This window comes from Alcaligenes sp. LTN-3 (assembly GCF_059735605.1).
Genome location: NZ_JCAPDN010000004.1, coordinates 395,155 through 407,993 on the forward strand (window position 1 = coordinate 395,155; position 12,839 = coordinate 407,993).

The window sequence follows — 12,839 nt, forward strand, 5'->3', positions numbered from 1 at the left end:
ACGGGCTTTTTCCTTTTCTACTGCTTTGTTTATTTCTGACTACCAGGCGTAACGCCACGCTTGCTGGCATAAACAAACAGAGCCAGCCCAGCCACAATCATGGGCAAGGACAACCACTGTCCCATTGACAAGCCAGCACTGAGCAGACCCAGGTAGCTGTCAGGTTCGCGGGTGTACTCCACCATGAAGCGGAAAAAACCGTAGCCGATCAGGAACAGGGCGCTAGCCTGGCCCACGGCGCGTGGGCGGCGCGTAAACCACCACAGCAAGATGAACAGGGCAATGCCCTCCAGGGCCATCTCATACAACTGCGAAGGGTGGCGAGGGTTTGCATCCATCTGCGGGAACACCATTGCCCACGGCACATCGCTAGGACGACCCCACAGTTCTCCGTTGATAAAGTTACCCAAGCGGCCTACCGCCAGCCCCAGTGGGATCAAGGGGGCCAGGAAATCACTGATTTCCAGAAAACGGCGTTGGCGGTTACGAGCAAACAGTGCAATCGTCACCAGCACCCCGATCAGACCGCCATGAAAGGACATGCCACCTTGCCAGACATACAGAATCTCCAGCGGATGCGACAGGTAGTAGGAGGGTTGATATAACAGGGTAAAGCCCAGACGTCCGCCCACTACTACGCCCAGAACACAGTAAAAGATCAGGTCTTCCAGGTCTTTGCGGGTCAGCAAGGCGTAGCCCGCGCGGATACGCGCCATGCCAGCCAGCCAAACCAGGCCAAAGCCCACTAAATACATCAAGCCATACCAATGAATGGCAAGGGGTCCAAGTTGTATGGCGATGGGATCAAACTGCGGGTGAATTAACATGCGTGCCCATTACAGAGATGAATATCAGATAATAGCGTGACTACGAGCCCAGACCAGGACTGGGTAAATTGTAAGGGAAGGATCGTGCTGCATTCAGTCTCTTGGCCCGCCGTTTACCATTAGTAGTTTTTTGTGGATTGATGATCTTTAATCCAATGGCAAAGGCTGATACGGTAGCGTTGATGGATATCGTGCTCAACAAGATAGTCGGGGGAACGGGGGTGCTATTCCCATACCCACCCAAAACCGGCTCAGCGCCTTATAAGCGCAAGCGATTGCAGCCTGGTTGCTGGGTCTAGCCAATTCGTCAACAAAGGAGAACTCATGAAGGAAACAGCCATATTGGGTGGCGGATGCTTTTGGTGTACTGAAGGGGTGTTCAAGGCCCTGCGAGGTGTGCAGTCGGTGGTGCCCGGATACTGTGGCGGCCATGTGGAAAATCCCACCTATGAACAGGTTTGTGGCAAGCAGACCGGCCATATTGAAGTGGTCAAAGTGGAGTTTGACCCTTCAGTCATTTCCTATCGGGATTTGCTGGAGGTATTTTTCCTGACCCACGACCCTACCACGCCGGATCGTCAGGGCGCTGACCAGGGGCCGCAGTATGCGTCGGCTATTTTTTGCCAAAACGAAGAACAGCGCCGCCAGGCTTTCGAAGTCATCGAAGAAATCAAATCACAGTTTGATGCGCCTATCGTGACGCATGTGCTCGACAGCTCCACGTTCTGGGAAGCCGAGGACTATCACCACGATTATTTTGCCTTGAACCCTGAGCAGGCCTATTGCCAGATGGTGATTGCGCCCAAGCTCAAGAAGTTCTACCAGCGTTTTCAGGATCTGCTGGTCAAAAGCTAAGCATCCTGAGGGTGCGAAGCAGAAGCAAGGTAGCGTCTGTACAGGGCGCTACCTGGTAATGTCAGGCGGGCCATCAGGCCAATAATGAGCAAGGTCAGGATAAGTCGGCCAACCAGGACCACCCAGATGTTGGCACCCAGAGCCAGAATAAGAATGGTGTCTTCAATCAGGGAGTGGCTTAACGACAGCCAGGACAAGGCCAGCAAGCGCGTTCTGGGACTGTAGTTTTGCTGACGGGACTCGTCAATAATCAAGGCGCCGCCGTAGCTCAGGCCCAGCAATACGCCAATGGTGGTGGTGGGGGCGACTCGCTCTTCCAGTCCTGAAAAACGCAGCAAGGGCAGCAGAAGCCGGGTCAGCAAACGGGTGAAGCCGATTTTCTCCAGAACTGACAAGACTAACAGCAGGCCAAGAATAATCAGCCAGGTCATGAACAGTGAACTGGCCGTTCCCCACAACCAGTCTATCCAGCCTTGCCAACCGCCTTGTGTCGCATTGGACTGCCCGTAAAGCCAGGCCAGCGAAACAGGTTCCTGCAACAGCCCAGCACTGTTCAAACTCCAGGCCAGCAGGCTGCCGTAGAGCAGGGCGCAGACTACTCGTAGCGTGGCCGTAAACCAGAAACTGGCCCCGGCTCGACGCACAATCGCTTGCTCCATGGGGAGACTGTGAGCAAACAGCATCATGGTGCCCAGAACGCTGATCTGGGCCACGTTGAAACTCAAGCTGTCGCCCAACGCTGCCATCGATCCTATGCCTGCGTAAATACCGGCCAGGGCGGTGGTAGCCCATACGATACCGGCTTCAGGCGGTAAGCCGACCAGCGCCATGACGGGGCCGATCAGTGTGCCTACTTGTTCGATCAAGCCCAACTGCGCCGCAATACGCACCGCAATCATGATGGGAACCATGATGCGTGCAACGGTATAAAACATGCGCAGGCTGCGGCTAAGTGTGGTGCGAAGAAAGTTCAGCATGACAGCAGAAGGTTGAGGGGTCTGACTACTGATGCTAGCATGGCCCAGTGCTTGCTTTGTCGTGCCCTGGCGCTTGCGTGGGGTGGGCGATGTGGGCTGTCGGTTTGCCGCTACAAGCGGATGTGTGTTCCCTCATCCAAAAGAAAACCCCTGACGGTGAAACCCGGTGCAGCCAAGTGAGGCTGCCTGGTTTTCTCCCATCAGGGGCGTTGCGGACTGAGTAGGCCCTAGCTATCGACCCGAGCAGTGACCGCCACTGGCGGCTTGTCCGCTACCCCAGGCAATGGGAGCGGGTTCGGGACGGTAGGGGTAGTCCTGCAGGCTGTCCATGACAACTAACAAGACAACGACCAGCCAGAAGGTAGTGGTGATAAGGCGGAAAGTAGTTTTGCTCATGGTGGTGCGACTCAAGGATTAACGCGACGACGAATGCGCACGCCTATGATGGACCCGGCAAAGGCCAGTGCAAACCAGACCCAGCCATGTATGCTGGCCGAGGCGATGCCTCCCAGGAATGCGCCCACATTACATCCGAAGGCCATACGGGCACTGTAGCCCATGACCAAACCGGCAATCGCGCCTACCCACAAGGTACGGGCATTGGGCGATTTGAAATTGGCAGGATGGTTCCAGCGCGAAGCGGCCATTGCGCCCAGAATCAAACCAAAGTTGGTGACGGAGGTAACGTCAGCCAGAACAGGCTCTGCCAGACGTTGAGCATGGGGAGCCACGCCCCAGAATGCGTCGCCAACGGGTGTCCAGCCCAGCGCCGAGAATACTTTTGCTCCCCACAGGCCAATACCGTAGACGATGCCCCAAGGTTGGCCAGCAACAATCATGTGAATGGCGTACAGCACGGCCAGCAGCAAGGCGCCCATCCACCAGCGCATTTCCCATTTGGCTGGTGCGCTGTTGTGTTCTTTTTGATGGCGGCGTGCGCCCCGGCCTACGAACCAGGATACGGCTGCGCAGCCCAGGACGGTAATCAGTAAGGCGGTAGGCCAGCCCAGGGATACAGTCAGGTCGATAGCGGGCAAACCACCCAGGGCAATCCAGCCGGGTTGGTGCGATGCGCCCAGAAAGCTGCCAATGGCAAAGGTAGGCAGAACCGCAAAGGAGATCGGTGCGCCAGCACCTGCTTTATAGAGTGTGCCGGAGCCGCAACCGTCAGCCAGTTGCATAGCGGCACCAAACAGGAAGGCGCCCAGCACCAGGCTGATGGTCAGTGGGGCAATGGCACCGACCAACTCGCCGCCGCTGTCAGCGATCAGCGGCAGGGTGAAGGCAGCAGCCAATACCAATAGGAGCATTTGTGCCCAGATACCCTGAGGGTCGCGACGCTCGATATAGTTGCGCCAGCCGGTCGTGAAACCGAAACGGGCTCCTTGCAGCACGGCGCCAAAGCCAATCCCTAATAAGGCAAGCAAGCCTTGGCGCAGTCCACCTACCAGAGCGACCCCGACAATGAGGGCCAGGCTGGCCAGGATAAAGCCCAGTCTAGTCAGATAAAGCATGATCGATTTCTTTAGTTAACGGCGCGCTTGGCATCGAGTTTCAGAACCTCGAAGCGGGAGGGCTGGTTGTCCATGGGCAAGCTGCTGCGGCTCCATTCCACGACGGATTCGGGGTAAAGCTTCACGTTGGGGTTACCTGCCAGTTCGGACAATACAAACCAGTTCGTAGCAGCCCAGTGACCGGTATTGCAGAACGAAACGGTGGGTTTGTTATCCAGACCTTGTTCTTTGACGATCTTGACGAGCTCACCGGTGTCTTTCAGGACAGGTTTGTCGCTGCGAAAGAAGCTGTTGAAGTCCAGTTCACGTGCACCGGGCAAGGTGCCGTAGCGGGCGGCGGCGTCAACGCGCTTTTCGCCTTTGAAGAATTCAGTTGGGCGCGCGTCCAGCAAAATGGGGGCTTGGCCATTCTTGATGTAGTCCGCGACTTCTTGCGTGCTGACTACCATGTCTTTGTTGTAGTGGTAGCTAAATTCGGTAGGGGTGACAGTGGGAGTGTCTTTGCTCAGGGGCTTGCCTTCTGCTTCCCAGGCTTGCAAGCCGCCATCCAGAACGGATAACTGAGTCAGACCACCCGCTTTCAATGTCCAATATACGCGCGCAGCGGCGCCAAAGTCTGTGGGGTTGGCGCCTGCGTAGGTGACGACAACGTAGCTGTCTTTGGAAATACCGGCTTTGCTGAACAAGGCGGACAGGTCGGCTTCGGAGCGCAAGGCACCTGCGTTATCTGCTGGGCCGCGATAGGCGCCATAAGGGGTATGAACGGCACCAGGCACGTGGCCCGCTGCATATTCTTTGTCTGTGCGGATATCTAGAACGCGCAGATTGTTTTGATCCAGTTTGGTGGCCAGGTCGGCAGCCGAGATCAAGGCGGCTGGTTTGGCTGCCGTTTCGGGTGTGCTTGGCTCTGCGCTGGCAGTCGGTGCCAGAACCGTGCTGAATGCAAATGCCAGGGAGATGAGGATAGGTTTGATCATTATTACTCTCTTGAGTAAGCAGGGTCCTGCTTAGAGGTTTAAGTGCATAAGGAATGGTAATGAACACGGGAACAGAAAATAACAATGAATTGGGGATTAGCTTATTGCTTGTGGGTGTAAGAGGGTGTCTCTATATATAGAGGAGAGAGGAGGAAGGCTTTGCTTGCCGCTCTGCGTTAGGTGGGCTTGTGTCTCTGTGGTTGTGTCTATCTCTCAGGCAAGTGTGTTTTTGCTTTCTATATAACAAGAGCGTATCTGTAGAGAGGCGGTTGTATAGGTGAGAGAAGGCAGGGCTGTCTCTACAAGAGAGGATGGGATGATGTGTTTGGTGTTCTCATGGATGCAGACTTAGAGACCCAAAGGTTCTAAGATTCGACGTATCAAAGGCAAAGAGACTGAGACTCGGAGGGATACTGAAGGGTATAGAGGTATAGAGGTATAGAGGTATAGAGGTATAGAGGTATAGAGGTATAGAGGTATAGAGGTATAGAGGGGGAGAGGATTGGTTTACCTCTTGGAGAGGCCCGTCTCCTATCTATATATAGAGAGTAGAGTCGCAGTGATGGAAGGCCTGGCTATATAGAGGGTGGCGTTCGTTGTTCCAGCCGCTCTACGTAGGTCGCTACTCGAAGCCCCGAGACAGGGTGTTGGGGCGGACTACTTGCCGGCGCCTCGCGCCGGTCCCCTTGTCGGAGTCACCATCGGGGCGCAGTCTGAACTCGCCCAGTAATTGGTCCCGCGGACCAATCACAAGCGTTGGGCTCAAACAGCAGACTGCTTGCATCCCCGATGGTGACTCCGACTGCGGCAAGTCGTCTGACTCGCCCCAATACCCTGTCCCGGGGCTCCGAGTGGCTAACAGCCCTGCATCGTGCTCCATCTTTGAAGGCCTCTCAACTCTCTATCTATATAGAGACACTATTGATTGGGGGCGGAAGGCTGATGCTGTGCTCTTGTTGCCGCTCCTTTATTGGTCTACCCATCTAAGTGTGACGCCAGCCAGCCAGCCAGCCAGCCAGCCAGCCAGCCAGCAAGCAAGCAAGCAAGCAAGCAAGCAAGCAAGCAAGCAAGCAAGCAAGTACAAGGACTGGCGACTATATTGGGGAGAGTCCTCGATTCCCCTTTATATATAAGAGGGGGTGTTGAGGGGCTGAAGAGTATATGACGATTTTTCACGCGAAAAATAGCGGTTTAGTCTAGGATTTGCGTCTAAGGGCGCACAGGGCACATAGTGAGCCTCCTCCTGAAACGGGGTTAAATGAGAAACCTTCAGTTGTCTGGCAGGTAGGATTTAAAATGCTTAAAAATAGTTTCTCTTATAATTCATGGGCTTAAAGGTTTTTGGTTCAAGTCATCTAACTTTTTCCTATGAAAAGGCTTGCAAGACCGAAAATCATCGTGCTATAGTTCTTTTCTCGCTGCAGCACACACAGGGTTTTTCCGGAAGCGCCGCAGAGAGCAGTTAGACAAGTTTCACCGCCTTGGCCAAGAGGCCCGCACCGAAGCTTGAATGACTGGTCAGGTAACTGACACGGTGTAAAACCCGGAGCTTGACAAATCAGAAAATTCTGTGTTAAAGTTCTAGGTTCTGCTCCAGAGAACGCAACGTTAAGTTTTTAGCTGTTTGAAAGTTGAAACGGTTTTGAAAATTTACCCTTGTTTGTGAAGTTGAATGGTTGGCCTTATGGTTGATTGTTCGCCAGGTAGGACGGAACGAAAGTTCTGGTTAAGCGGGACGAGTTAGACGGTTTTAAAACTTTCTAGCTTCTTCAAAAAAACGCTTGACACGCCGTCTGATCTGCTTCATAATCTCGTTTCTCTGCTGCTAACACAGCAAGGCACGAAGCGCCAAGCGGGACGAGCCAGCCGGGTTAGTCAGTAGAACGACAGGCAACTGTCACTGCTCTTTAACAATTAACAGCCGATAAGTGTGGGCGCTTGGAATGAGCGAGTCGAACCCTTCGGGGATCGCCACAAGTTTGTATCAAGTGCTCACAAACGAAAGATGAAGAATTACCTTGTGTAACTCTGAATTTTTCTTTGAGACACAATCGGTCTCGTCGCAAGACGGGACAACCACAGAGATTAAACTGAAGAGTTTGATCCTGGCTCAGATTGAACGCTAGCGGGATGCTTTACACATGCAAGTCGAACGGCAGCACGAGAGAGCTTGCTCTCTTGGTGGCGAGTGGCGGACGGGTGAGTAATATATCGGAACGTGCCCAGTAGCGGGGGATAACTACTCGAAAGAGTGGCTAATACCGCATACGCCCTACGGGGGAAAGGGGGGGATTCTTCGGAACCTCTCACTATTGGAGCGGCCGATATCGGATTAGCTAGTTGGTGGGGTAAAGGCTCACCAAGGCAACGATCCGTAGCTGGTTTGAGAGGACGACCAGCCACACTGGGACTGAGACACGGCCCAGACTCCTACGGGAGGCAGCAGTGGGGAATTTTGGACAATGGGGGAAACCCTGATCCAGCCATCCCGCGTGTATGATGAAGGCCTTCGGGTTGTAAAGTACTTTTGGCAGAGAAGAAAAGGTATCTCCTAATACGAGATACTGCTGACGGTATCTGCAGAATAAGCACCGGCTAACTACGTGCCAGCAGCCGCGGTAATACGTAGGGTGCAAGCGTTAATCGGAATTACTGGGCGTAAAGCGTGTGTAGGCGGTTCGGAAAGAAAGATGTGAAATCCCAGGGCTCAACCTTGGAACTGCATTTTTAACTGCCGAGCTAGAGTATGTCAGAGGGGGGTAGAATTCCACGTGTAGCAGTGAAATGCGTAGATATGTGGAGGAATACCGATGGCGAAGGCAGCCCCCTGGGATAATACTGACGCTCAGACACGAAAGCGTGGGGAGCAAACAGGATTAGATACCCTGGTAGTCCACGCCCTAAACGATGTCAACTAGCTGTTGGGGCCGTTAGGCCTTAGTAGCGCAGCTAACGCGTGAAGTTGACCGCCTGGGGAGTACGGTCGCAAGATTAAAACTCAAAGGAATTGACGGGGACCCGCACAAGCGGTGGATGATGTGGATTAATTCGATGCAACGCGAAAAACCTTACCTACCCTTGACATGTCTGGAATGCCGAAGAGATTTGGCAGTGCTCGCAAGAGAACCGGAACACAGGTGCTGCATGGCTGTCGTCAGCTCGTGTCGTGAGATGTTGGGTTAAGTCCCGCAACGAGCGCAACCCTTGTCATTAGTTGCTACGCAAGAGCACTCTAATGAGACTGCCGGTGACAAACCGGAGGAAGGTGGGGATGACGTCAAGTCCTCATGGCCCTTATGGGTAGGGCTTCACACGTCATACAATGGTCGGGACAGAGGGTCGCCAACCCGCGAGGGGGAGCCAATCTCAGAAACCCGATCGTAGTCCGGATCGCAGTCTGCAACTCGACTGCGTGAAGTCGGAATCGCTAGTAATCGCGGATCAGAATGTCGCGGTGAATACGTTCCCGGGTCTTGTACACACCGCCCGTCACACCATGGGAGTGGGTTTCACCAGAAGTAGGTAGCCTAACCGTAAGGAGGGCGCTTACCACGGTGGGATTCATGACTGGGGTGAAGTCGTAACAAGGTAGCCGTATCGGAAGGTGCGGCTGGATCACCTCCTTTTAGAGCGAATGGCTCGCAAAGCGAAAGCGTCCACACTTATTGGCTGTTAGTTAATGTCATGACCATTGAAGGTATCGCCCACTGGTGATAGATGGGTCAGTAGCTCAGTCGGTTAGAGCACCGTCTTGATAAGGCGGGGGTCGTTGGTTCGATTCCAACTTGACCCACCAACGATTACCTCGGGGGATTAGCTCAGCTGGGAGAGCACCTGCTTTGCAAGCAGGGGGTCGTCGGTTCGATCCCGTCATCCTCCACCACCGCTTTTGTGGTTGGTAGATACAGCAAGGTTCATGACAGAGTATAGGGCACAGGACAACAACGGTTGGCCTGGCGTTAGATTCAACGAAGAGTGTTCTTTTACAAGAATACTGCTCGTTGGGTTATACAACCCACGAATTGCTCTTTAACAATTAGGAAGAAGCACAACGAAGGTGTGTTGTCTAATAAACGCAAAGCGATTAGTCGCCTTGTGATGACAATACACGGGTTGTGATTGCAACAGAACAAATTATGTTCAACGAAAGTTCTCAAAAATATAGACGTTGTTCAGTCTTCGGATTGGATAACAGCTAAGGATTGATGAACGGCAACAACGTATACTCATATTCCTATAACAGCACCAAGCGTTATAGGATCAAGCGAATAAGTGCATATGATGGATGCCTTGGCGATCACAGGCGATGAAGGACGCGGTAGCCTGCGAAAAGCTACGGGGAGCTGGCAAACAAGCTTTGATCCGTAGATGTCCGAATGGGGAAACCCACCGTAGTAATACGGTATCCCATGCTGAATACATAGGCATGTGGAGGCGAACCGAGTGAACTGAACCATCTCAGTAACTCGAGGAAAAGAAATCAACCGAGATTCCGGAAGTAGTGGCGAGCGAAACCGGACCAGCCTGGATGTTTTAGCGTAGTGAATAGTCGAATGGAATGGAAAGTCCAGCCGTAGCAGGTGATAGCCCTGTAGGCGAAATTCAGTACGTGGAACTAAGCATCGAACAAGTAGGGCGGGACACGTGAAATCCTGTCTGAATATGGGGGGACCATCCTCCAAGGCTAAATACTCGTGATCGACCGATAGTGAACCAGTACCGTGAGGGAAAGGCGAAAAGAACCCCGGAAGGGGAGTGAAATAGATCCTGAAATCGTATGCATACAAACAGTAGGAGCACCCTCGTGGTGTGACTGCGTACCTTTTGTATAATGGGTCAGCGACTTACATTCAGTGGCAAGCTTAACCGAATAGGGGAGGCGTAGCGAAAGCGAGTCCGAATAGGGCGATTCAGTCGCTGGGTGTAGACCCGAAACCAGGCGATCTATCCATGGCCAGGTTGAAGGCACGGTAACACGTGCTGGAGGACCGAACCCACTAATGTTGAAAAATTAGGGGATGAGCTGTGGATCGGAGTGAAAGGCTAAACAAGCCTGGAGATAGCTGGTTCTCTCCGAAAACTATTTAGGTAGTGCCTCGTATATTACTGCCGGGGGTAGAGCACTGTTATGGCTAGGGGGTCACAGCGACTTACCAAACCATGGCAAACTCCGAATACCGGCAAGTACAGTACGGGAGACAGAGCACCGGGTGCTAACGTCCGGACTCAAGAGGGAAACAACCCAGACCGCCAGCTAAGGTCCCTAACTATGGCTAAGTGGGAAACGAAGTGGGAAGGCATAGACAGTCAGGAGGTTGGCTTAGAAGCAGCCATCCTTTAAAGAAAGCGTAATAGCTCACTGATCGAGTCGTCCTGCGCGGAAGATGTAACGGGGCTAAGCCATAGACCGAAGCTGCGGATGTGTACTTTTAGTACACATGGTAGGAGAGCGTTCCGTAAGCCTGTGAAGGTGTTCCGTGAGGAATGCTGGAGGTATCGGAAGTGAGAATGCTGACATGAGTAGCGATAAAGGGGGTGAAAAGCCCCCTCGCCGTAAGTCCAAGGTTTCCTGCGCAACGTTCATCGGCGCAGGGTGAGTCGGCCCCTAAGGCGAGGCAGAGATGCGTAGCTGATGGGAAGCGGGTTAATATTCCCGCACCGTCGTAGAGTGCGATGGGGGGACGGATTGCAGAATGTTATCGGGGTGTTGGATGTCCCCGTTGGCGCATCATAGAAGGCACTTAGGCAAATCCGGGTGCGTAATTCAAGGGTGTGACTGAATAGAGCTTCGGCTCTAAACTAACTGGAAGCAGTTCCAAGAAAAGCCTCTAAGCTTCAGCTCTACGAGACCGTACCGCAAACCGACACAGGTGGACGGGATGAATATTCCAAGGCGCTTGAGAGAACTCAGGAGAAGGAACTCGGCAAATTAATACCGTAACTTCGGGAGAAGGTATGCCTCATTAGTGTGATGTGCCTGCGCACAAAGCATGAAGAGGCCGCAGTGAATCGGTGGCTGCGACTGTTTACTAAAAACACAGCACTCTGCAAACACGAAAGTGGACGTATAGGGTGTGACGCCTGCCCGGTGCCGGAAGGTTAAGTGATGGGGTGCAAGCTCTTGATCGAAGCCCCGGTAAACGGCGGCCGTAACTATAACGGTCCTAAGGTAGCGAAATTCCTTGTCGGGTAAGTTCCGACCTGCACGAATGGCGTAACGATGGCCACACTGTCTCCTCCTGAGACTCAGCGAAGTTGACATGGTTGTGATGATGCAATCTCCCCGCGGCTAGACGGAAAGACCCCATGAACCTTTACTGTAGCTTTGCATTGGATTGTGAACCGGCCTGTGTAGGATAGGTGGGAGACGTTGAAGCGTGGTCGCCAGATCGCGTGGAGTCATCCTTGAAATACCACCCTGGTCTGTTTGCGGTTCTAACCTAGGTCCCTTATCGGGATCGGGGACCGTGCATGGTGGGCAGTTTGACTGGGGCGGTCTCCTCCTAAAGTGTAACGGAGGAGTTCGAAGGTACGCTAGAGACGGTCGGAAATCGTCTTGATAGTGCAATGGCATAAGCGTGCTTGACTGTGAGACTGACAAGTCGAACAGGTACGAAAGTAGGACATAGTGATCCGGTGGTTCTGTATGGAAGGGCCATCGCTCAACGGATAAAAGGTACTCTGGGGATAACAGGCTGATACCGCCCAAGAGTTCATATCGACGGCGGTGTTTGGCACCTCGATGTCGGCTCATCTCATCCTGGGGCTGTAGCCGGTCCCAAGGGTATGGCTGTTCGCCATTTAAAGAGGTACGTGAGCTGGGTTTAAAACGTCGTGAGACAGTTTGGTCCCTATCTGCCGTGGGCGTTGGATATTTGACGGAGCCTGCTCCTAGTACGAGAGGACCGGAGTGGACGTACCACTGGTGTATCGGTTGTCATGCCAATGGCATTGCCGAGTAGCTACGTACGGAAGAGATAACCGCTGAAGGCATCTAAGCGGGAAACTCGTCTGAAGATTAGATATCCCGGAGGCTTGACCTCCCTGTAGGGTCGTCCGAGACCAGGACGTTGATAGGCTGGGTGTGGAAGTGCAGTAATGCATGTAGCTAACCAGTACTAATTGCCCGTGTGGCTTGATCCTATAACCCTTGAGGTTGTAGTGAGTTAAGTTGTTGACCACAGAACGTAATATTGAAGTGCAGCGCAACCCGCGCTCGACACCTTCGTAACCGCTGCTAGCTGATCCGTACTGATCGCTGGCAGTGTGCTTCTTCCAATTGGCTGGGACGTCCCTGTAAAGACGGCCTGGCAACCAGTTACGCTTGACGACCATAGCAAGGTGGTCCCACACCTTCCCATCCCGAACAGGATTGTGAAACGCCTTTGCGCCGATGATAGTGGACGGACGTCTGTGAAAGTAGGTCATCGTCAAGCTCTTATTGCTCAAAACCCCCGCAAGTATCCCTTGCGGGGGTTTTGTTTTTTATGCGCGCCACGCGTACACACGGCTGCCCAGCTGTGTTCTGGTGGCATAAGGACCGGATCCCTGCGATCATCTCGTTCGGACGTCCCTTCCTTCCTCCTGGCCCGTTCTGGGCACCTTGTCTCCCTTCTTCTTCTTCTTCTTCTTCTTCTGTACGGCTTACTCGTGTCTGCTTCGGCTTGCCCCTCGGGTAGCTCCCCCGCG

At 53.4% G+C, this 12,839-nt stretch carries 6 protein-coding genes, 2 tRNA genes and 3 rRNA genes; 6 read left to right on the forward strand and 5 right to left on the reverse strand.

The genetic code is table 11. The features are described from left to right. Positions 1-29: 29 nt before the first annotated feature. On the reverse strand, positions 30-827 hold the full coding sequence (gene lgt / locus AC6I6N_RS18240) for a prolipoprotein diacylglyceryl transferase (protein ID WP_094197541.1): 798 nt from the start codon (positions 825-827) through the stop codon (positions 30-32). Between the two features lie 324 nt (positions 828-1,151). On the opposite strand from lgt, the gene msrA reads away from it, so the two are divergent. After that, on the forward strand, positions 1,152-1,682 hold the full coding sequence (msrA, locus tag AC6I6N_RS18245) for a peptide-methionine (S)-S-oxide reductase MsrA (protein ID WP_042489352.1): 531 nt from the start codon (positions 1,152-1,154) through the stop codon (positions 1,680-1,682). Here msrA and AC6I6N_RS18250 read toward each other — a convergent pair. The 4 genes from AC6I6N_RS18250 to AC6I6N_RS18265 all read right to left on the reverse strand — a co-directional run bounded on the left by AC6I6N_RS18250 (position 1,679) and on the right by AC6I6N_RS18265 (position 5,150). Next, positions 1,679-2,659 (reverse strand): hypothetical protein, encoded by a 981-nt coding sequence (locus AC6I6N_RS18250; RefSeq protein WP_094197540.1) that lies wholly within the window; start codon positions 2,657-2,659, stop codon positions 1,679-1,681. The two genes, msrA and AC6I6N_RS18250, sit on opposite strands and share 4 nt — an antisense overlap. Before the next feature lie 231 nt (positions 2,660-2,890). Then, positions 2,891-3,055 carry a hypothetical protein gene (locus tag AC6I6N_RS18255; RefSeq protein ID WP_162988183.1) on the reverse strand — a complete coding sequence of 55 codons (165 nt, stop codon included), beginning with the start codon at positions 3,053-3,055 and terminating at the stop codon, positions 2,891-2,893. Positions 3,056-3,066: 11 nt separating this feature from the next. Continuing rightward, positions 3,067-4,173 carry a YeeE/YedE family protein gene (locus AC6I6N_RS18260; RefSeq protein WP_094197539.1) on the reverse strand — a complete coding sequence of 369 codons (1,107 nt, stop codon included), beginning with the start codon at positions 4,171-4,173 and terminating at the stop codon, positions 3,067-3,069. Between the two features lie 11 nt (positions 4,174-4,184). Further along, positions 4,185-5,150 (reverse strand): sulfurtransferase, encoded by a 966-nt coding sequence (locus AC6I6N_RS18265; protein WP_094197538.1) that lies wholly within the window; start codon positions 5,148-5,150, stop codon positions 4,185-4,187. Between the two features lie 2,087 nt (positions 5,151-7,237). Between AC6I6N_RS18265 and AC6I6N_RS18270 the strand changes: the two genes are divergently transcribed. From AC6I6N_RS18270 to rrf, 5 genes are all read left to right on the forward strand, one after another. Beyond that, a 16S ribosomal RNA gene (locus tag AC6I6N_RS18270) occupies positions 7,238-8,776 on the forward strand. Between the two features lie 93 nt (positions 8,777-8,869). Further along, positions 8,870-8,946: transfer RNA gene (locus AC6I6N_RS18275), tRNA-Ile, on the forward strand. An 11-nt stretch (positions 8,947-8,957) separates the two neighbouring features. Then, positions 8,958-9,033: transfer RNA gene (locus AC6I6N_RS18280), tRNA-Ala, on the forward strand. 375 nt (positions 9,034-9,408) lie between these two features. Continuing rightward, a 23S ribosomal RNA gene (locus AC6I6N_RS18285) occupies positions 9,409-12,293 on the forward strand. Positions 12,294-12,473: 180 nt separating this feature from the next. Further along, positions 12,474-12,586 (forward strand): 5S ribosomal RNA (rrf, locus tag AC6I6N_RS18290). The 16S, 23S and 5S rRNA genes sit together here with 2 tRNA genes alongside, the layout of an rRNA operon. Positions 12,587-12,839: the final 253 nt, after the last annotated feature.

Excerpts from the sequence above, each read along its gene's own strand:
- lgt (WP_094197541.1), bottom strand. The coding sequence starts at position 827 with ATGTTAATTCACCCGCAGTTTGATCCCATCGCCATACAACTTGGACCC.
- msrA (WP_042489352.1), top strand. The coding sequence starts at position 1,152 with ATGAAGGAAACAGCCATATTGGGTGGCGGATGCTTTTGGTGTACTGAA.
- AC6I6N_RS18250 (WP_094197540.1), bottom strand. The coding sequence starts at position 2,659 with ATGCTGAACTTTCTTCGCACCACACTTAGCCGCAGCCTGCGCATGTTT.
- AC6I6N_RS18255 (WP_162988183.1), bottom strand. The coding sequence starts at position 3,055 with ATGAGCAAAACTACTTTCCGCCTTATCACCACTACCTTCTGGCTGGTC.
- AC6I6N_RS18260 (WP_094197539.1), bottom strand. The coding sequence starts at position 4,173 with ATGCTTTATCTGACTAGACTGGGCTTTATCCTGGCCAGCCTGGCCCTC.
- AC6I6N_RS18265 (WP_094197538.1), bottom strand. The coding sequence starts at position 5,150 with ATGATCAAACCTATCCTCATCTCCCTGGCATTTGCATTCAGCACGGTT.